General features: G+C 47.6%; 16 protein-coding genes. 8 read left to right on the forward strand and 8 right to left on the reverse strand.

The window, feature by feature from the left end; all coding sequences use genetic code 11:
* The 5 genes from MUG09_RS01865 to MUG09_RS01885 all read left to right on the forward strand — a co-directional run bounded on the left by MUG09_RS01865 (nt 1) and on the right by MUG09_RS01885 (nt 5,092).
* Nucleotides 1–1,128, forward strand: a complete 1,128-nt coding sequence (locus MUG09_RS01865) for a hypothetical protein (protein ID WP_244772935.1) — start codon at nt 1–3, stop codon at nt 1,126–1,128.
* A gap of 152 nt (nt 1,129–1,280) precedes the next feature.
* Nucleotides 1,281–2,453 carry an ATP-binding protein gene (locus tag MUG09_RS01870; RefSeq protein WP_244772936.1) on the forward strand — a complete coding sequence of 391 codons (1,173 nt, stop codon included), beginning with the start codon at nt 1,281–1,283 and terminating at the stop codon, nt 2,451–2,453.
* 423 nt (nt 2,454–2,876) lie between these two features.
* On the forward strand, nt 2,877–3,167 hold the full coding sequence (locus MUG09_RS01875) for a hypothetical protein (RefSeq protein WP_244772937.1): 291 nt from the start codon (nt 2,877–2,879) through the stop codon (nt 3,165–3,167).
* Entirely contained in the window at nt 3,164–4,459 is a 1,296-nt protein-coding gene (locus tag MUG09_RS01880) for a hypothetical protein (protein ID WP_244772938.1), read from the forward strand. The genes MUG09_RS01875 and MUG09_RS01880 overlap by 4 nt, the downstream gene beginning before the upstream one ends.
* Before the next feature lie 63 nt (nt 4,460–4,522).
* Nucleotides 4,523–5,092 (forward strand): DUF7713 domain-containing protein, encoded by a 570-nt coding sequence (locus tag MUG09_RS01885; protein ID WP_244772939.1) that lies wholly within the window; start codon nt 4,523–4,525, stop codon nt 5,090–5,092.
* Nucleotides 5,093–5,565: 473 nt separating this feature from the next.
* Here the strand turns inward: MUG09_RS01885 and MUG09_RS01890 are convergent, their stop codons facing one another.
* The 8 genes from MUG09_RS01890 to MUG09_RS01925 form a co-directional block, all read right to left on the reverse strand.
* Nucleotides 5,566–7,755, reverse strand: coding sequence for a CehA/McbA family metallohydrolase (locus MUG09_RS01890; protein WP_244772941.1), 2,190 nt, complete (start codon nt 7,753–7,755; stop codon nt 5,566–5,568).
* A 3-nt stretch (nt 7,756–7,758) separates the two neighbouring features.
* The gene (locus MUG09_RS01895; protein ID WP_244772943.1) at nt 7,759–8,637 is read right to left on the reverse strand and encodes an ABC transporter permease; all 879 of its coding nucleotides are present in this window, start codon (nt 8,635–8,637) and stop codon (nt 7,759–7,761) included.
* Nucleotides 8,630–9,691 (reverse strand): ABC transporter permease, encoded by a 1,062-nt coding sequence (locus MUG09_RS01900; RefSeq protein WP_244772945.1) that lies wholly within the window; start codon nt 9,689–9,691, stop codon nt 8,630–8,632. The genes MUG09_RS01895 and MUG09_RS01900 overlap by 8 nt, the downstream gene beginning before the upstream one ends.
* On the reverse strand, nt 9,678–11,204 hold the full coding sequence (locus MUG09_RS01905) for an ABC transporter ATP-binding protein (protein WP_244772947.1): 1,527 nt from the start codon (nt 11,202–11,204) through the stop codon (nt 9,678–9,680). The genes MUG09_RS01900 and MUG09_RS01905 overlap by 14 nt, the downstream gene beginning before the upstream one ends.
* A 27-nt stretch (nt 11,205–11,231) precedes the next feature.
* Entirely contained in the window at nt 11,232–12,290 is a 1,059-nt protein-coding gene (locus tag MUG09_RS01910) for a BMP family ABC transporter substrate-binding protein (protein ID WP_244772949.1), read from the reverse strand.
* Nucleotides 12,291–12,421: 131 nt separating this feature from the next.
* Nucleotides 12,422–13,918, reverse strand: a complete 1,497-nt coding sequence (locus MUG09_RS01915) for a helix-turn-helix domain-containing protein (protein WP_244772951.1) — start codon at nt 13,916–13,918, stop codon at nt 12,422–12,424.
* Nucleotides 13,896–15,680 (reverse strand): cache domain-containing sensor histidine kinase, encoded by a 1,785-nt coding sequence (locus MUG09_RS01920; protein WP_244772953.1) that lies wholly within the window; start codon nt 15,678–15,680, stop codon nt 13,896–13,898. Before MUG09_RS01920 ends, MUG09_RS01915 begins: the two co-directional genes overlap by 23 nt.
* Before the next feature lie 312 nt (nt 15,681–15,992).
* Complete coding sequence (locus MUG09_RS01925; protein WP_244772955.1) at nt 15,993–16,205, reverse strand: helix-turn-helix transcriptional regulator; 213 nt, start codon at nt 16,203–16,205, stop codon at nt 15,993–15,995.
* 200 nt (nt 16,206–16,405) lie between these two features.
* Between MUG09_RS01925 and MUG09_RS01930 the strand changes: the two genes are divergently transcribed.
* The 3 genes from MUG09_RS01930 to phnC all read left to right on the forward strand — a co-directional run bounded on the left by MUG09_RS01930 (nt 16,406) and on the right by phnC (nt 20,977).
* Complete coding sequence (locus MUG09_RS01930) at nt 16,406–18,562, forward strand: extracellular solute-binding protein (RefSeq protein ID WP_244772957.1); 2,157 nt, start codon at nt 16,406–16,408, stop codon at nt 18,560–18,562.
* An 84-nt stretch (nt 18,563–18,646) separates the two neighbouring features.
* On the forward strand, nt 18,647–20,158 hold the full coding sequence (locus tag MUG09_RS01935) for a phosphohexomutase domain-containing protein (protein WP_244772959.1): 1,512 nt from the start codon (nt 18,647–18,649) through the stop codon (nt 20,156–20,158).
* A gap of 12 nt (nt 20,159–20,170) precedes the next feature.
* The gene (phnC, locus tag MUG09_RS01940) at nt 20,171–20,977 is read left to right on the forward strand and encodes a phosphonate ABC transporter ATP-binding protein (protein WP_244772961.1); all 807 of its coding nucleotides are present in this window, start codon (nt 20,171–20,173) and stop codon (nt 20,975–20,977) included.
* Nucleotides 20,978–20,979 lie beyond the last annotated feature (2 nt).

Consider the following 20,979-nt stretch of genomic DNA (forward strand, 5'->3'; position numbering starts at 1 on the left):
ATGAAAAGGAAGGATAATGGAACGGTTGAGGAAGTGTTGTTTGGCTTTCTGAAGGAGCTTGAAGCCTTTGAATACGCTATGGAATCCTTGGACCATATCTGGAACGTTTTGTTTCCTTCCGAGAATGGGAAGTGGCACCATCTGAGGGTGGTCAACTATAAGGAGGCTTATGTTTTCATCGATATCACCGGTGATCTCAAGCCGATTGAGTTGAAGAAGCCCAACAGCATCAATGAACTTCCTGACTACCGTTTCCCAGACTTGAACGGCTGGTCCAACCTGGTTCATGAGGCACGCAATTGGTTGAAACTCGTTGCCAAGGATTGGATTTCCGCCAACAAGCGGGTTCGAGTTGAGTATCCTTTGGACTACCGCAAGGGGATTGTCCCTCATGCTCTGATTCGTGCAACCTTTGCAGACTACTTTCGCTTCGATCTTGAGGTGGGACCCGAGAAGAAACAGAAAATCATTGAGTTGGTGGAATCGCTGTATCTGAGGCGAAGCGAGAACACAGAACTCGAGAGCTTGACCGCCAATGAGTACTTCAACTATTGCAAAATCGCCTATATTGCCGCCAAGCGGGAAGATGAAGAGGTGGACGAAACCCTCTCGGGTAGAGAGCTGTACCGCATGTTCGCCGATGGTCGTGATGATGGATTATTGGAGATTGATGGGGATTCTCAGCAGGAGTTTGCCGATTGGATTGATGGAAAACATCCCAAGAAAGGGATGGGAGGCCATCCTTGGGAAATCAAGCGGGGCGGCAATACCACCCACATCACACTTGCAGTGTACAGGCCTCCCTACAGTCAACGTAATCGCTTTATCATCGAGTTGTGCGGTGAGGCTTGGACTCGCTTTGCCGAGACACTGAAGATGCTGTATGCCATTCACGAAGCAGGTCTGCCCATCACCATCACAAATCCTGAATCGGTCAGGAAGCGGCTGCTTGCCCAGGATAATGTAGGCGTTATTCCATCATACGACTCCTACCATCGGGCGAATCAGTATTTCCCAGCGAAGCAGGATGTGTTCGAGGTGCTCCACTATAAGGACTTGGGTCGGTATAAGAGAAGAATCACTCCATTCATTACTTGGGAGCCGCTTCCAATACTGAGGCCGATGTAGGTGAGGGATAGGTTAGACTTTTCACAACAAAGAATTGTACTTTTGGGTTGGAGAATTTTCATTGACGTAAACAGAAATAGCGAATATCATGAAATATGTTAATTAGTAATAGCAAATATAATAAAATATGTTACCATATGGAAGTTAGGACGATGAGAGATAAAGCGTATGTCAAACGGATTCTGCAGATAAGAGAGAAACTGGAACGAAAATCACAGTTTCTGCTGGGACCAAGGATGACAGGAAAGACTACCTACATTCGTCATGAATTGCAGGATATGGTGACATTAAGTTGGAACCTATTGGATGGAAGACTTCGCATGAGAGCCTTAGCTGATCCTGGATTGCTCAAGGAAGAGATTGAAGCACGGGATTTGCGTGACTGTCTTGTCGTGATTGATGAAATCCAGAAGGTCCCACAATTATTGGAAGAAATTCATCTTCTCATAGAGGACCGGAATCTTACATTCCTATTGACTGGTTCCAGTGCAAGGAAACTGCGCTCAGCTGGGGTGAATCTTTTGGGAGGAAGAGCGGGGTCGATTACCATGCATCCTTTCGTCTTTCCAGAAATTCAAAATGATGGTATTCGGTTGGAAAGAATATTCAAGTCAGGATTACTCCCTTCAGCCTATTGTTCTGACGACCCTGAACAAGAGTTGAGTGACTATATTTCATTATATCTCAATGAGGAAATTCATGCTGAAGGGGTAACAAGGAAAATTCCTGAATTTACACGGTTCCTTGAAGTTGCTGCAGTGTCAAATGCAGAAATCCTCAATTTTACCAATATTGCCAACGATGTCGGGGTATCCAGGCAAACTGTCGCAGGTTGGTACCAAATATTGGTTGATACGCTCATCGGGTACGAGCTTGCAGCCTTTACCAAGGCATCCAAGCGAAAAACGTTCGGACTCCCGAAGTTTTACTTCTTTGATCTTGGTGTTGCAAGACTGCTGCAAAACTCACCGGTTCCTGCTGAATCCCAAAGTGAATATGGGAGAATGTTTGAACACTACTTGTTTATGGAACTACGTGCCTACCTCGACTATTGCCAAAGAAAGGAAGTGCTGAGTTACTGGAGGACAACCAGTGGATTCGAAGTGGATTTCGTTCTTGGTGATTCTGTGGCTATAGAGGTGAAAACGACGAGAAAAGCTGACTCAAGAGATTATCGGGGCTTGAGAGCTCTCATGGATGAAGGCATCTGTAAACGGTACATCTTGGTCTGTAATGAAGATCGACCTAGAAAACAGGATAACGGTATTGAGATTATGCCTTGGAGGTATTTCCTCGAGCTTCTTTGGAACAATAAGATTATGTAATCGCCAACACTGAAACAGGATGGGTTCGAGGTGCTCTAGTATAAGGACTTGGGTCGTTACAAGCGAAGCATTAGTCCTTCTACCTAACGAATCTCATAATATACGTTAGGTAGTGCTTGCGATTCTCAGGTTCTTTACTTCCCGTTCTTCTTCTAATTACCCAGGTGTACTGTTGTCTCGACAGTATTGTCGTCGTATGCTCACCTATGAGAGGAAAAATACGGATGAGCCATTGTAAGCATTGCGATGCATCTGCAACACAATGTATCAAACTCAGATCGACAGAGAGCCTAGCCCTCTGCCTTGATTGTTATAACAGCTGGTATTGTGAAAAAGCTGGCTTTCTTTGGGAGAGTGCAATACCGGGCCTATGCGGGAAGAGCGGATAATCCAGAATCTTTCCTGTTTAACGGACCTTTTACCATGAGTGGTAAAGAGGCTGTAAAGCAGCTGTCTTCCATCATCGCAGAGCATACGGATCCACGACAGAAGGATGATGTACTTGTCCTGGAACCTGGTTTTATCAGTGTTGTTTCTTCGAGGAATGGGTATGACTACGAAGACTTCGTCGTACATGGAAAACGGTATACAGGAGAACCATTCATCAAGCACCCGAGCATGTACATGGAGACAAATTTCAGATATGTCCTTGATTCACGAGTGCCTTCACCTGATTGCAAATGGATCATGTATGAAGAGGATATTTTTCAATGAATAGAATGGCTGAGCCTGATATGAGAGAAGCCCTCAAGCCTCTGCTTCGAGGTCGGGACAAGGATGCACTGGTTGATTTCTTACTGAATTCGGCTATGTACGATTCTTCATTGGCAAAGCATATCCTTATTGCATTTTCCGACGATGTGCAATCCTTGCTCCATCATTGGGGCTCTGGGTTGGGTACAGCGGTTTCCCAGTTAACACAAAATTCCTTTGGGGAAGTCTGCCTTGCCGAGCAAGGTGAGAACGTCATAGAAGAGTGCCTTTCTGAGATTGATTTTGCTATTCACTACAAGCGTCTTCTGTATGCTGTCGATCTGCTTAAGGTCCTCGAAGAGGCGACGCAAACGCTTGAAGGTATCGAGTGGAATGCAGGAGAAGTCCGCAACCGTATGGAAGCCCTGGCCGACGCTATTGGTACTGTTGAGATTGAGGATGAAGAACGTCTGCAACTTGTGCAATACCTGTGGGAAGACCGTCGGGATTGGGAACTCGGTTTGCATGTGCTGGTGGGACTGATCAAAGGCGATGAAGAGATTGAGTGCGTGCGCAAAGCAGTTGAGGAGGATGATTCCCTATCGGTATTTTGGATATCCCTTTTACTGCGTTTTGCACTGTATGAAGAACTGGATGTCTTCCTTTCGAGCCCCGAGTGTCAGGCTTGCTGGTACACGATTGCTATTGAGGATGCACTCAAAGCAGGCTCTTATGTTCGCGTGATTACCCTTTCACAGCGAGCTCTGGAAAGGTTTTCGCGAATTACGTTGTGGGATACATACCTCTACGATGCTTCGATCAAGGCAGGTAGGGATGACATTACTCGAGAACTTGCTTTCAGATATGCTGCGCAAGGTTCCTTCAGCCATATTGAGATGCTGAAAAAATTGACTGAAGCCGAACATTGGGATGCCGTAGTACAACAGCTCATGGAAGTGTTGGAGAAGAACTCTCAGGCAACCAATACGTATGCACGATTTTTATGTCAGGAAGGCAAAACCGAACGTCTCATGGCTTTGGTGCGGGATAAGCCTTTCCTGTTCGATGACTATTACGATCACTTGCTTCCTCGCTATACGGCAGAGCTCAAGATGCATATGACAGAATATTGCAAGACAATGATTTCCCATGATGGTGACAGGACCCAATGCAAGGTTCTTGTTCAGAAATTGCTTTTGCTTAAAGACTTGGGCTGGGAAGACGAGGTTCAATCGCTGCGAGGGTACTTTCTTGGGAAGTATCCTGCCAAACGGATGTTGAAACAGGAATTGCAGCAAGCCAGGTTGTTGTAATTCCGTACTTGCTTTCTCTGATTCCGCCATCTATGCTGGTCAATAGCAAGGGAGGATGAACGTATGTACACATGTCAGGATTGCGGGATAGAGGCAAATCATCATATTTCGATGGAGAAGGGTGGTGTTGCCCATTATTGCTTGGATTGTTTCAATGTCTACCTGTGTAAGCGAATGGGATTGGATATTGCTTTATATGATCATCCCAAGACGATTTCAGTGGAAGGCCAGCGTTTCCGGGTGATGAAGGAAGTGCTTGACAACGGGGTTGCATATTACGCTTATAAGGGCAAGCCGACCGCCCTCTCTTCCGTTTCCTATCTAGGGCCATTTACCATGAACGGAAAAGAAGCCATGGAAGAACTGAAGTATCGAATTGTTGCATTTCTAAAGCATGATACCTTGCAAGAGGATGAGCTGAGTGAAATAGGAGTCATAGGTATCGTCGATGATCCCGATGCTTGGGATGAAATTGCGTTTATCATCGATGGAAAGCGGTATAGCTCAGAAGACATGATGGATTTCTTCAGCTCTGTGCGAGGTGTAAATATGATGTACATCATGCAACCGCGCATCCCCGAGCCAGGAAGCAAATGGGCTGCGCCTGAATCAATCCTGCCTAAAAAGGAATAAGGTGGCAATCTTGGTGCAGCGGCTTTTATGCTTGCAATCTTTTCATCCTTGAAGGTATCAGCGCCATAACTGCTTGTTTCTCATGTCTGGTGCAATACCTTTAAGGTAGGGGTGCTCAGGATTCTTCCTTCTGCTCAATAGGGCCCGGTACCGCCTGGCGTATTCCATACTCAAGCATACGGTGCATCGAAAGGCACAAACAGCATGCAGTTACTGATGGATCAAGCAGGAATTCTTCTGTAGCTATACAATAAATACCCAGTTTATCATACCAAGTGATGATGTCTTGTTTCACAGACATACGCATGCTCAAGACCCACACCCTGAATCTGGACACCACCTTCATGCAGAATTAGGATGCCTTCGAAGGGTTCCAGTTCATCAACCACCTTGCCCTTCAGTCGCTGTACGCTAGCTGAAGGGCAAGATTAACGGGAGGTTGAGGTACCTGAGTTTTGAATGTTACATTTTAATCATTCAACCCATACCGGACTCGACCAGCCTTGGTGTTCATCCTGTTGGGTGATTCTCAGGTAATACCAACAATTCTCCTCTTGCTTCGTATCCATGAAGGTCCCGTGGTATTCCTCTTGGTTTGTTTCGTGGGAGAATACTACGTGATTGTTTTTCAGTAGTTCAACGGTCAGAGAGGTGGTTCCTGCAACTGCAAAATCAAGAGTATATGATTCTCCGGCTTTCTTGTGGATGATGCTTCCCATCGGCTTACCGTCGACCTTCAGGTCGATAAGCAATCTAGCCCCTGTAGTGGCCCAGGTAGCACGGTCGTACAAGGCTTTGAACACTCCGCTGCGGTTGAGCGTCGGAAGGACCATGCCAAGAATTCCGCCTTCAATGCCATGCTCGAGCTGGTGGGAGTCGCTGCCGGCGGTGAAGCCCATGTGGTAGCCCAGTGCAAGTGCATCCTGCACACTGCAGTCGGTAAGCTGTGGGTTGTTCTTGGTATAGATTGAGTGGTTACCATAGAATTCAAACGGAGCATGTCGTGAATAGATTTCCACCTGACGTTGTACTTGCTCGTCATGGAAAGCCCAATCGGTTGCGGCGCTGACCATCGTCCATGTCGCCGCAGGGTGGTGGGGGAATGCCATGGCCTTATACTGCTTCACTTTGCTGAACAACCTGTCAGGCGTCATCCCATCCTCATCCCCGCTGCGCAGTACCTCCCCTTCATCACCGGGGTAATAGACATTCTTGTGTCCAAAGTCGTAACGATACTCATTCGGCGTCCATTCATAGGAAAGCAGTGTGGCAAGCTCTCCTTCCTTGTTGTGCAAACGGGCGGTGGTCCGAATCCATTCCCATTCACCGGGGGACATCCAATCTGGATAGCAGTCATGGTCGGTAAGAGCTGTGAAATCCAAATCGGCTCCTGCTTTTGCATAATGGAAGTATTGGTCGATCTCCCCCATTCCATCACTGATCCCGCTTTGGCCATGGATATCGCCAAAATAGGGACGGCTTTCTGTATGTTGCGTCTGATTCAACCAGCGCTCGACAGCATCGTGTGAAGGGGAGGGGAATGCCTTCGGAGTCGGAATCGGCAGTGTAAATTGCACCTGCCGAAGCTCGGCGTCACGGTTTGCGGCACAATGGAACTGTTCACGCGGCATTGAAGAGTGATAAAGCTGAGCATTCCGGACCTGTTGATGCCCGTTCTTCAAGGCAAACTGCCATACCAAGTCAATGGAATCCTTGTTCACTGCAAGATGGGGATGCACGGCACAGTTGGTGTCGTCCAAGGACATGACCACCGGGTCGGACCAGCTCTTATTGTCATCAGTAAGACGCACATGGATGTTATTCTTTCCCCATGTATACGCAAAAGCCGCTATCCTTCCATCGGAAGCAAGACTGATATTTTGGTACCAATCCATGGCTCCGGCCAGCTGGATGGGGTGCTCAACGGTGAGCGCGCCCTGATGCACTGTTGCATAGGCGCTCTTGAAGGAGAAGCTTGCTCCCTTGCCGATATCGTACCAACCGACCAGTACTCCATTCTGGAGGGGAACCACTATCGGGCTTGCCGCCCAACGCCCATCTGCGTTGTTGACTTGTACTTCCCCCCCATCCATTGACTTCAGGATGATGTCGTATGAAGAGCCGTTGAAGCGATCATAGGCCAGAATGAAGGCTCCATTAGGGCCTGTCGTGATGGATGGCCTGTAAGCCTTTGTCGACACAGAGAGCTGTCTCGGGTTTGAAAGTGTATTATTTGTCAGAATCCTCCCAAAAATCCTACTCTCATCCTTGTTTTGGCTTGTATAGGCAATCATGAGCTGAGAATCTGAAACACACAGTGCTGGATAGAACTCCGCTTCACCTGTGCTGATTACGTATGTGTTCTTGATCATCATCGATTCAACCACGGCGAGACTGATCGACCATATTTTGTCTCTGTGCCATGCATACGCAATATAAAGCGTTCCTTGGTGTTCAACCATTGTACCCTTCAGGGCCTGGGCGTTCAAAGGTGAAAGCACAAGGTGGTTTTCAAGACCGGCTTCAGAGAGCTTTGCAAGTACAATTACATCAGAAGAGCCTTGCATTTTAGTGTAGACCACATAAGCGGAACCATCGTCGAGATAGACGGCAGATGGATATTGGCAGTGCTCCTTGGAAATTTCGGTAAGCGCTTGATGCATAGATCAATCCTCCTCGCTTTTTCCCACTCCTGCTGGTGGGGTGATGTGCTTGACTCCGAAGGCCAAGACAAACAGGGTGACAACATACGGCAGTGACTGTACCAGCTGGGGTGGAACCCCCTTTCCTTGGAAGACGATCTGTACTGCATCGCTGAAGCCGAAGATGCCCGCACACCAGATTGTATTGAATGGATTGTAACGGGCCAGTATGTTGATGACGACTGCGATATATCCGCGGCCTGCGGTCATATCACGGACGAACATATTCAGGTGATCAAGGGAGAGATACGTACCACCAAGACCGGCAAGGGCGCCGCAAATGAGCGTCCCGGCATACTTGTACCCATGCACCCTCAGTCCCATCGATGCTGCTGCCTTGGGGTTTTCTCCTACCATGCGCAGGCGTAGACCGAATTTAGTCCTGAAAAGCAGGAATGCCGAGATTGCCACCAGTATTAAGGATATAAGAAACAGGGGTGAGAATGGCGCTGCGTACTCCAAGGAAGGAACCTGGGGGCTGCTGCCACGGTTCTTCCAGACCAGTTGCATCAACAAGGTTGTGGTTGCCAAAGCGAGCAGGTTCAAGCCGATGCCGCTGATGACTTGGTTGACCCGATAGCGGATGCACAGCACACCGTGCAACAGGCCGAGCAGCATGCCTCCCAGTATTCCGCAGACTATGCCTATCAATGGGCTTTGCGAAAGGTATGATCCGAGAACCGCACAGAAGGCTCCTGTCATCATCATGCTTTCCAATCCCAAGGCCATAATGCCCGCCCGAACAGAGAACACTCCTCCCAATGCGGCCAAAATAAGCGGCGTTGACATGCTGATTGTAGAAAGCAGCACGGATGGAATGAGATGAGTTAGGATATCAACCATGACGCTTCCTCCTATGTGGTGTGAGTTCTCTTACCAGTGCCGGTGCAGAAACAAAAATGATGACAAGGCCTTGGATGACATTGATGAAATCGGTTGGGATTCGGGTGGTGCGATTAAGCACCATGCTTCCTGCGTTCAAAGCCCCGAAGATGATGGAAGCAAGAATGACCCCCAAGGGATGGTCTGCGGCCAAGGCTGCAACCGAGATGCCATTGAAGCCGTAACCAGGTGAAAAACCGACTATGAAGCGCTTATCCACACCCAGTACATGCATGGCACCGGCCAATCCTCCAACCGCTCCGCTGAGCATCATGCTGATTACTACTACTCTTGAGATGTTGATTCCTGCAGTCTGTGCAGCGAGGCGATTGTAACCGACGCTTCGGATTTCATATCCAAGGATTGACTTTTCCATAATTAAATAGATGAGTAAACACACCAACATTGCAAGGAAGAAAGCCATGGTCAACTGATAACCTGGGAATATGCGGCTCAATTCTGCGGTCTGCTGAATGCGGTTCGTCTGGGCAGTCGGCCCGTCGGCTTTCAGCGGATAATTGCCCAGGTAGCTCGTAATGTTGATGGCAATCGTATTGAGGACAATGGTGGCGATAACCTCGTTGGATCCAAATTTTACCTTAAGGAAACCTACGAATCCGGCCAGCAAGGCTCCTGCTGCCGCACCGATGACAATCGCCAGGGGGAGATGCACAAAGAGTGGGAGTGGAAGCGGCATGGCCCCAATCCAGGCTGCGGCAATCGCACCCATGTACATCTGCCCTTCAACACCGATATTGATCAGGCTTGCTTTCTTGGCTATGGCAAAGGCAAGTCCTGTAAACATCAGGGGAGTGGCTTGCACCAACGTCTGACTTACAGCCCTGAGACTGCCGAATGCCCCTTGGAAAATTGCTGCAAAGGCTTGCATAGGATTGAATCGGCACAGAGCCATGACAATCGCGCTGACAAGGATGGCCAAAACCAATGCACCAAATGAGAGGGAGAGCGAGTGCAAGGCCTTCTGGCTTTTATTCTGAGCTTCAATGCTGATCATCATTATCTCCCTTCTGATAGGATCCTGTCATCATCAATCCCAATTCTGTTTCATTATAGGTTCCATTCTCACTGATCGAGACCAATTGACCCTCGTACAGAACGGCAACGCGGTCACTGAGCCTGAGTACTTCATCGAGGTCCGCCGAGATGAGAAGAATTGCCTTTCCTGCATCCCTGAGTGAGAAGATCTGTTCGTGGATGTACTCCATTGCACCAATATCGACACCACGTGTTGGTTGCGCCACGATGATGAGGTTGGGATCTTCGCTGAAAACCCTGGCAATGACGACTTTCTGCTGGTTTCCCCCAGAGAGGGTGGCGCAGGCCTGCTTGCTTGATCCTGCCTTGATTTGGTAGGAATCAATCTGTTGTTTTGCAAAATCCGTTACTGCAGAAGGTTTAAAGAAACCTGCCTTGGAAAACTGCTGTTTGTGATGATAGCCCAAAATTACGTTCTCTTCGATGCTCATCTGCGAGATCAAGCCTCGTGTAGACCTGTCCTCAGGCACATGGCCGATACGGTTCTCAAGAAATGTGATGGCATTGCCCGCCAAGGGTTTCCCTTCATAAACAAACGAATCGAATCGGGCCTCCTTGAGGCCTGTCAGAACTTCAATCAACTCACTTTGGCCGTTCCCCTCAATACCCGCAATGCCGAGTATCTCATGGTGGTGGAGGGTGAAGCTGATGTTTTTCAATACAGTATTCGACCCTTCGGTAAGGCAGAGATTTTCTACTGCAAGACAGACTTCCCCGCGTTGCTTGCTTCTTCGTGTGGAAGTGAGGCTGATATTCCTCCCTACCATCATCTGTGCCAAGGTACGTTCATTGGTGCCGGCAACAGGAAGGGCGCTGGCGATGAGCCTGCCGTCCCTGAGTACAGAAAATGTGTCGGCAATTGCCAGTGTTTCCTTGAGCTTGTGAGTGATGAGGATGATGCTTTTCCCTTCATTCTTGAGCATGCGAAGGATGACAAACAACTCATCGACCTCCTGAGGGGTCAGGACAGCTGTCGGTTCATCGAGAATGAGAATGTCGGATCCATGATAGAGGGCTTTGAGGATCTCCACCCTCTGTTGCACTCCCACCGATAATGATGACACACAATCGGTGGCCTGCATATGGAAATGGTAGCGGTCTATGAGTGTCTGCACCTTCTCTGCTGCTTTGTGTATGTCAAAATACAAGCCTCGCTGTTTTTCATTTCCTACGACAATATTCTCTGTGACGGAGAGCACCGGGGCCAACATGAAGTGCTGATGAACCATCCCGATGCCGCAGGCAATGGCTTCGCGGGGGTTGTTGATTACCACCGGCTTGTCGTCGATTGTAATCGTCCCCGCGTCGGCCTTGCACATTCCGTAGAGAATGTTCATCAGGGTGGATTTCCCTGCTCCGTTCTCACCTAGCAGGGAGTGGATGGAACCCCGTTGCAGTGTGAATGAAACGGTATCCAGAGCTCTTGTAAGAGGGAAATCCTTGATTATGTCCTGCATTTGGACCCTGCTCATGCTCTACTCCTCGATCATTGGATGGACTTATTTATACTGATTGGCGGCTGTCCAGGAAGGAAGAGCCTCCATGCTGGTGGGAAGCACCAACTCTCCAGCGATGATCTTCTTGCGTGTTTGTTCGACTATGGTGCGAATCGATTCGGGAAGGGTGACATTGGAGTATTCAGTTGAATAACCTACTGCGCCTTCCTTCATGCCGCTGATCTGCAGTCCTGCACTCCAACTTCCATCAACCAAGGCACTTACTTCGTTGTAGACCATGTCGTTGACGTTTCGGATCGAGGTGGCGACGATATGATCAGGCTCGAGATGGTTTTGATTGCCGCCGACACCGAATGCATAGCGATTGACCTGCTTGGCAGCGTTGAACACGCCGAGACCGGAAGCTCCGGCAATGTGCTGAATGAAATCTGCCCCACGGTTGTACATGGAAAGTGCAATCTCTTTGCCCTTGCCGGGGTCGTTGAAGGCTCCTACGGTAGCCTGCAGCACATCACAATCGGGGTTGACGTATTTGACTCCGGCGATGAAACCTGCCACACCTTCACGAAGGTTGGGGAAATCCATGCCCAGAATTACTCCTACGGTATTCTCCTTGTTTGCCTTGTCCATGGTACTGAGGGTTCCCAAACCTGCAACAACACCACACAAGAAGGTCTGTTCAGCCCATTTGGTGGAAACCGATCGAACCCCTTCAATTACGGCTGATGAATCGATGAAGGATATCTTTTGGTTGGGGAAGTCTTTTTTGATTTCTTTCAATGCTTCGAGCTGGTCATTGCCCAAAGCGATGATTAAATCATAGGTTCCTGCTTCAGCAAACATTCTGTTTTGCGGCAGGAAATCACTTGGTGACTTGGGTTCTACATAGTCAAACGTAATGCCCAAGGCTTCTTGAGCCTTTTGCAGACCCTCATAGGCCATATCGTTGAAATTCTTATCCCCGAGCCCACCGGTGGAGAGGACGAGCCCGATGCTCGGCGCCTTCGCCGGTTTTACCTCGGCACTTTCCTTGTTTCCCCCGGCAGTCAAAGTGAAGAGTGCCAAACATGCAATCAAGAACAGACAGGTCAGTTTTTTCATTGGTAGTTCCTCCTGGGCTGCATACAGCCTTCTGTATGTACAGCGTATGAGGCGGTTACCCTTTTGCAAAGACTGAATCATGACCTGTTTCATCAAGGTTTTGACATTGAAGCCTCGACGTGGAGGTTCTTCTATCGTAATTTTGAGATTTCTTGTTCTTTTCTGACTTCTTCAGGATTGATGCCCATGTACTTCTTGTAAAGCTTGGAAAAATGGCTGGCAGAAGCATACCCGACCTGATTGGCAATGTCATAAATCTTGTCATTGGTTTCGGTGAGAAGCTTTTGTGCTTGTTGGAGGCGGAGCATCATAAGGTGGACACTGAAGTTCTCCCCTGTTTTCTCTTTGAAAAGACGGCTGAAGTACTCTGCAGAAAGACTGACATGGTCAGCGGTTTCGACTAGCGAGATGGGCTGCGAGTAGTGTTCGTTCATGTACGCCAATGCTTTCTGGATTCGCTGCGAATATGTATCGCAGAGAGCTTCATCCAAGATGCATAGGGAATCATGTATCCGCTTTTTACATTCCTCGAATGAGTCGGGCTCCTTGCTTGCTTCAGTAATTTTGTTTTGCTGGGTATGCATGACTCGTTCCTCTACGGTAAAGAGCATGCGTAGGCAGGCTTCTTTGGCCCATTGAATATCCTCAAGCCCAACCCGACTTAGCTGTTCAAGCCAATGCGTTAGCAGGGTTCTGGTTTTATTACTATCTTGCAGTTGCAAGGCTTCAAATATCTCAGTACTGGCTTTCCAGATTTGTTGACGGTCGATTATTGGTGAGGAGTGGAAAAAGGACGTGGTTAGTTGTCTCTCTTGCGGATAAAAGAAACCGGCAAGCACCATTTGGTCGGTTTCATGCAGTGCGGTGAGCAATTCTGAAAGGTCGTTCCTAGTGTGAGAAACGCCTATAGTATTTTTCGTAGTCGTCAGTAGAGCGGAGGTCAGTTTCTGGATTCTAGCATTGAGGGCACTGCAAGTTGATTCTTGGAGAAACACCATAACTGTATGTTTTTGGAGGGCGGCAAGGCAGAGTGTTGGTTTTTCAAGTGCAATCATGTTGTCGATCACCTGTCGTTGGATGAAGAGATCTGTTTCCTCAAGGCCGATGAGACAGTACGGAAGGGCGTCTTGCATGCCATGCCGATGCATGAATGTACGGGCGAAATCTCCATCCCCGGCATGTTGATACAGGTCATAGATGTCAAGGAATCCATTTGCGTACATGTCGGTTTGTTTGCCCTGAAGCAGGTCCTTTTTATGTTGATGCAGGGTTTCTATGGCTTCGATGAGGTCAGTGGCTCTCATCTCACTTTTGAGCAGGTAGTGCTTGGCCCCATAAGCGAGGGCGGTACGGGCATAGGAGAACTCGGCATAGTTGGAAAGGATGATGAAGTTCGTGTACGGAAGGCTTTGCAGGATCTGTTTCATCATCCCAAGACCATCCAAACCAGGCATCATGATATCAGTAATGACCAGATCGGGGCGGTATTGCAGGGCCATTTCAACGCCTTCCTGCCCGTTTCTCGCTTTGGCGATCAGCTTGAGGTCTCGCTGTGGTTCCCGTTCGATGCAATATGCAACCCAATCCCTGATCGGAGCTTCATCATCAACTACAAGGATGCTCAACATGGTGTGTTTTCTCCAATTCGTTATAGACTCGTGCCGGAATGGTGATATGAATGGTGGTACCTTCATGTTCCTTGCTGGTGATTGAAAGTCCGAATGCGGTACCGTAATTCAGCTGGATCCGTTCCTGAACGTTATGCAGCCCGACTTTATTCAGGGTGGCATTCTTTGCCAATGCAGTCTGAGCCTCATCCTCTTTCATTCCAAACCCACTGTCTTCAATGGCTATGTGAAGGATTTGTCCTTCTCTCTTGGTTCTGAGCGTGATGATGTTGATATGATTGAGTCCTTCGTTATGGAAAATGGCATTTTCAACCAAGGGTTGAAGAATGAATGAGGGAATTTCCAAATCGAGTGTTTCTTTTTGCAACTCTTTCTGCAGAATAAAACCGTCGGGATAGCGGTATGATTGTACCTTCACGTAATGGTCGATGATGGCGATTTCCTCCGAAAGCGAGATGAATTGGTCGCTGCGATTCAAGGTTGCCCGCAAGAGTTTCGTGAAATGAAAGAGCATTTCGCTTGCATTCTCCGTTTTGCCCATATCGATGGAAAACCGTATGGAGCTGAGGGTGTTGTAGATGAAATGCGGATGTATCTGGGCTCGAAGGAAATCGAGCTCAGCCAGTCGTTTGGCTTTTTCTGTCTCTGTGATGGTTGCTAAAAGATTGTTGATTTTGTCCACCATGGTGTTGAAGGAGGCTGCCATCTGCCCGAACTCATCATTTGTATGTACGGTTGCCCTTACGTTCAGGTCGCCTGAGGCAACGGTATCGAGCATCGTATTCATGCCGATGATCGGCTTTGCGGTCTGATGACGGAAACGGGATATGATGTAAAGCATGGTGAGGATGCTGATGAAGAAGAGTATAATGATGAACCATTGCATCTTCTTCAGCGATGCCATGACAACTGCGATGTTGCTTTGCTGGACCAAATACCAATCGGATCCGCCTATTTGCTGATAGAAAAGCATGGCCTGCTTATCCTGCGATCGTACATACCCCGATGCTCGTTGTCCCAGCCCGGCAGGATTTGCATCAAGGAAGTGAGTCCCGATGAGCGTTTTATCTTTTGCAGAGAGTACTGTGCCCTGCTCATCGACTATTACAAATATCTTCGATTCCGATTGCAGGTCCTTGTAGGAGTCGTACAGTACTTTCTCGCTGACATCGAGGATGACGTACCCGTAGAAATCGCCGTTGACCGGATCTATGAGCGGATTGCTGATACAGAAAGAGAATTGCTGTACCCCTCGTCTGCCAGGGTGCTCAATCATGGGGAGGATTGTGGGTGCGCTGCTTGAAAGTTTTCCGCTCTCCAAGAGAGAAGGCAGCACTGCATTCTCAGTGTATCGCGGTGAGATCTTGTGAAAGGACTGTTCCGATTCGTACAACACATGCAAGGTGATCAAGTTTGATTCCGGGTAGGTGACCCAGATGGTATTATTCACTTTGTTGCCTAGATAGGTGGAAATTTCCTCCTCGAATGCTGCTTTCTGCTTATTTTTATGCGCATACAACTTTTCAATGAGCACACTGTCATAGGAGACTTCCTGGGTAAGTGAAATAAGGCGATTCATGGTTTGAGCACTACTGTCCGTTGCGTATTTTTGCAATGACCGGTTGTAACCAATGACCTCTTGTTCCACGGTTCGGTATAGATAGAAGAGGACAGTCCCTCCCATCAACAACGTGACGAGCGTCATGACCAGCGCGAGCAGAATGAACATCTTGGTGATATAGCTGGAGCGTGCCATCTTCATGGGTGCAGTATATACGAGAGATGGGCAGCTGTCAGTAATGGGATTGTGTAGTGGTATTATGAAACGATGTTCCCGAGAAAAGGGCCGATGAGAAAGGTTGGTGGAGCAATCTATCGGCATTTTTCAGTTCCAATCAGATGCAAGACAAGAATGGAACAAGAATCCCCGGCAATCCTTCCTAAATATCAATAGATGCGAATGTCGGATGAGAGGTAGCATATTCTATGCTTGCAATCTTCTCATTCGTGATTTAATCAACGCTTCAAATGCTTGTTTCTCATGTCTGGTGCAATACCTTTAAGGTAGGGGTGCTCAGGTTTCATCCTTCTGCTCAATAGGGCCCGGTACTACCTGGCTTCCAAACATTGCCAACGCTTGATTTACTTTATCCAGCCTTACAGTAGGCTTGCCTTGTTCCAGTTCACGGACAAACCGAAGGCCAAGTCCCGCTCGAAGGGCAAATTCTTCCTGGGTAAGCTTATTCCGTTTTCTTTGTTCCTTGATGAATCGCGCAATTGAATCCATAGGTATAATTTATACCCGAACGGGTAATAATACAAGAGAATTTTGTTGGTTTATACTCGGAAGGGTGTAAATAGGTACATTTCTCATGATGCCTTAGTGAAAGGGGTGATGATTCCATCAGATTGTCTTTGAGTGAATTTTTCTATTGTGAATCACAACTTGCTCTTTGCCATCTTTAGATTCTGATATACTCTCTGAACATGGCGACAATAAAGGATATTGCAAAGGTAGCTGGTGTTTCCCAAGGGACCGTCTCAAATGTCTTGAACGGCAAGGGGAATGTCAGTAGTGACAAGATGCTTCGTGTTGAAGCTGCCGCCCATTCACTTGGCTATACGGCCAATGAAAAGGCTAAGATGCTTCGCAAAGGCTCAAGCAATATCATAGCTCTTATAATCCCCAATCCACAGGATCGCCATTACGTCGATTTTCAAATCTCATTTACGGCATTTATTGAAGCTCAAGGTTATGAATCAGTGGTGTACTATAGTGAAGACAATGCAGAACGGGAACGCTCATTGGTTGAGCAAATCAAGGCTTCCATGGCACCGGGTCTTGCTTGTTTTTCTTCGGTTGGAGCAGAAGCTTACAAGGTGTATCAAGAGTTGGGATTTGACCCTGCAAATGTCCTTTTTATAGAAAGAAAAGGAGGACCTCTTTGGATTGGTTTCGACTATGCAAAAGCTGCTGCTGATATCGCTGCCTATTTAAGACAATGTGAAGTAGATTCGATGTGTGTAGTTACTGAAGAGAAAGCGGATAACGACGAGACATTTATACAGTTGCTGCGTGAACAGTACCCATCTCTTTCTCACGTTCGAACCAATCTTTTCAATCGAAAATCTAAATTACTTAGTTTGCACGAGAGCCTGCCTCCTTCATGTGTTGTAACAACACATCCTGGGCTCGCCAGAGTTTGGAAGAATATCCAGCAGAGTTTCTTTCCAGAGACTCCAAGCAGACTCATAACCCTGAGTACGTTGAATACCCTGCCTGAAGAAGACTTTGAACGATATGAGCTCAATTACCGATATTTAGGAAGAAAAGCTGCTGAACAACTCCTTAATGCGCTTTCCAGCCATCAAACTTCTGCATGTGTTTTACCCAACAACGGGTTTCGAACCTGGTCGAAATCCAGAATGGAGCCTTGTTTATTGCGAGTGTTGCTTCTAGCAACTCCCCATAGTTCAGCTTTACAGCATTTTGCACAAAAATTCAGTCGAGAGACAGGTATTGCCATCTCTGTTGAGATAGCTTCCTATGAAAGAATCAATGAAGTACTTGTCTCTGAGACGCTTGCATCCGAGTATGATATATTGCGTATTGGTGCAGACGTATTTTCCTGGGATGCCCCCAAGGTGCTGAGACCGCTTGATGAAATTCCATATTCGGTGGATTCGGTGTTCACAAATCTGGTTGAAGGGGTGGAACAACCCTATACCCATGTGAGGGGCAGACGGTACGCAATACCTATTTCTCCGAGTTTGCAAGTTCTGTTTTATCGAAAAGACCTATTTGAGAAGCCTATGTATCGAAGGATTTACCAAGAGACATATCATGAGACATTGAAGGTCCCTTCAACATTCAATCAGTATAATCGCATTGCCGGATTCTTCTCCAATGCAATCAATCCAATTTCTCCCATTCAGTACGGCTCAACCTTGTTGTTGGGTAAGAAGCCTGTAGTTGCAGGCACAGAGTTCATGACCAGATACTTCAGCTATGCTCCCTCCCTTTTTGAAGAGGGTCTGCCCAGACTGATCTCTGATGAAGCAGAGCGGGCTATGCAGGATATACTCTCGCTACGGCACTCCATCAGTTCTCCCCAAACATGGTGGACTGAAGCAGCACAGGAATTTGCCAATGGCAAAACGGCAATGACTATTCTCTTTTCCAATTTTGCTAGTGAATTCTTTGGTAAGAACTCTCAAGTCTCCGACAAGATCGGCTACAGCATGGTTCCGGGATGCAGACCTTTGCTGGGTGGCGGGAGTTTAGGGGTTACCCGCGCCTGCCGTCATCCTGAACAAGCATTACGTTTTATAGCGTGGATGGCTAGCGAACCTGTGGCCTCTGCGGTTGCTTTGTTTGGGGGAAATCCCATTACTGCCAGCACTCTCACCAATTACGAGGTCATCGAAGCCTTCCCTTGGATGGAAATGCTCTCCACCGGGTTTACTCAAGCATTAGGACAACGAACTCCATCCACGAACTGCGCCCCATTCAATGATCATAAGTTTGTAAACTTGTTGGGTGAAGCAGTATGGAGGTGTTGGTATGAACAGGTTCCGATTAAAAAATCATTGCAAAGGGCTCAACAAGTATATGAAAGAGAGAGGGAAAGTTTCATACGTTGATATCTGAATATTTAAATTGACACGTTTCAATTTTGGATGCGATACTACTGAGGTAGAAAAGCTTAAACCAACAGGCAAGGTAGTATGTCCAACATTGACTCTGCTGCACTAGCTGAACGACTCTTTCATGCCTACGATATCAGGATTGATGCCGGCTTGCTTGATTATGATCATGCTCGTCGGCTGTTTGATGCCATCGCAGTATATGCCAGAACCATATTGAAGGTTGATTCAGTTTTGTTATGTCGAGACGCACGGCTCAGTGGCAACTCTCTCTTGCAACAAGGCATCGAGCACTTCTCCTGCTTAGGGTTCTCCGTTCATACAGAATTGAATCCCGTGTCGACCTGCCAATTCTATTTCAGCTGTTCGCGTCTTGGCTCCATATTGGGCATCATGATAGGAGCTTCCCATAATCCGGGAAGATATACCGGCCAGAAGCTGGTAGGCCCTTATTGTATTCCCATCGCACAGGATATTGGACCGGCAGGCGGGCTTACCCAAATTCGTCAATTGTTTATACAAGGTACAGCCCTTGATCTTGCTTCAAAGCGAGGAGACATCCTTTGCATCGAAGACCGTACAGCATATGTACAGGCTTGCTTATCGTGGGCTGGTGTTGAAAAAGGTTCGTTGCATGGGCTTAGGGTAGTGCTTGATTTTCTCAGTGGAACCGCTGCGGCTGAGGTGTTGCTCGGCTTGCAAGAAGCAGGAGTGCATTTTGTTGCAAGAAATGTAGTTCCTGACGGGAATTTTCCGTCAGGCCCGCCCAATCCCATTCTAGAACAAAGTATAAAACCGACTGTAGCGTATCTGAAAGAACATCCTTCCTATGATTTCTGCTTCTGCTTCGACGGCGATGGTGATAGGGTCGATACAATCGCTCATGGCTTGGTAAACGTGGAACCGTCCTTGGTACTTGCATTTCTTGCCCCCGGGTTCAAGCGGTTTCATCCTGATTCAGCATCCACAGCTTTCGGATTCGATCCTAAAGCCAATCCTTTATTGGTTAATTCAATCAAGGCATATGGTGCCAAGCCCCAACTGATTCCCAACGGACACTCAAAGATCAAGGAACTGCTTGTCAAGCGAAATGCGCAGGGAATGGTGGCTGCAGTGGAGGAGAGTGCCCACTACTATATTACTCTTGCTTATGAAGGAAGAATTGTAGCTACAGAGAGCACTCTTCTCATTATACTGCTCTTTTTGAAAACTTGGAGAGAAGAGAAGCAACGCTTTCTCGATTTGCTTGACTTGCAGAATTCTGTCGAACGTAAGCGGGAATGGGGGTACACCTACGCAAACGATAGTAATCGAGCAAAGGCTCTTTCGAGGGTTGAGAAAGCCTTTCTATCCCAGGGATTCGAATCGGTTAACACCCAAGCCGATGGAACACTACTTGGATCTTCGTTGCTCAGGATTGGAGCGGCTGGTGAAAGTCCAGTATGGGCTTGCATTTCTCAACGCTCGAGTGAAAGTGAGGAAGGGGTTGCACGCTGGTCGGTAGTAGCCTCCGATGCAGGACTACTCGCACAATGTGTAGATACGATTGATACGATTGCTGCCCAAGATGCAATCGGATCCTATCAAGGATAATGGAGAGAATTCATGGTTGAAATCAAGGAATTGGTTAAAAGGTATCCATCAGGACAAGAAGCGCTTAAAAGTGTGTCGTTGACACTGAAAGAGAATACTGTCATGGCACTTATAGGCCCTTCAGGAGCAGGAAAGAGTACCTTGATCAGGTGTATCAACCGCTTGGTGGAACCCACCTCCGGTTCAATTATGATAAATGGCGTCAATGTCTGTGATCTCGGTAAAAAGGAACTTCGCTTGAGACGCAGGAAAATTGGTATGATTTTCCAGGAATACGCCTTGGTTGATCGATTGACGGTTATGGAGAATGTACTTTCAGGTCAACTTGGATATGTTGGTTTTTGGCCCAGCACTTTGCGTCGTTTTCCTCAAGAAGTGGTCACTCAAGCCTACACACTGCTTGAGCGTGTGGGACTATCGGACTTTGTCGACAACCGTGCTGACCAGCTTTCAGGCGGGCAACGGCAGCGGGTGGGTATCGCCCGTGCCCTTATCCAGAATCCAGAACTCCTGTTGGTGGACGAGCCGACGGCAAGCTTGGATCCCAAAACCAGCAGGCAGGTTATGCGCTTGATTGTAGAATTGGTGCAGGAGCGTAATCTGCAGTGCATCATCAATATCCATGATGTGGTTCTAGCCAAGCAGTTTGCACAACGAATCGTTGGTCTTCAGGATGGTAGGATTGTCTTCGAAGGACAAAGTGCTGATTTGGATGTCAATGTCCTCAATACGATTTATGGAGAAGAAGATTGGAATATTTCGAAGAAAAAGAAAGAAGATGAGGACGACGAAGCCGACATCTTTTCCATGGGAGAGTGAGC

The organism is Sphaerochaeta associata, from assembly GCF_022869165.1.
Taxonomy (GTDB): Bacteria; Spirochaetota; Spirochaetia; order Sphaerochaetales; family Sphaerochaetaceae; genus Sphaerochaeta; species Sphaerochaeta associata.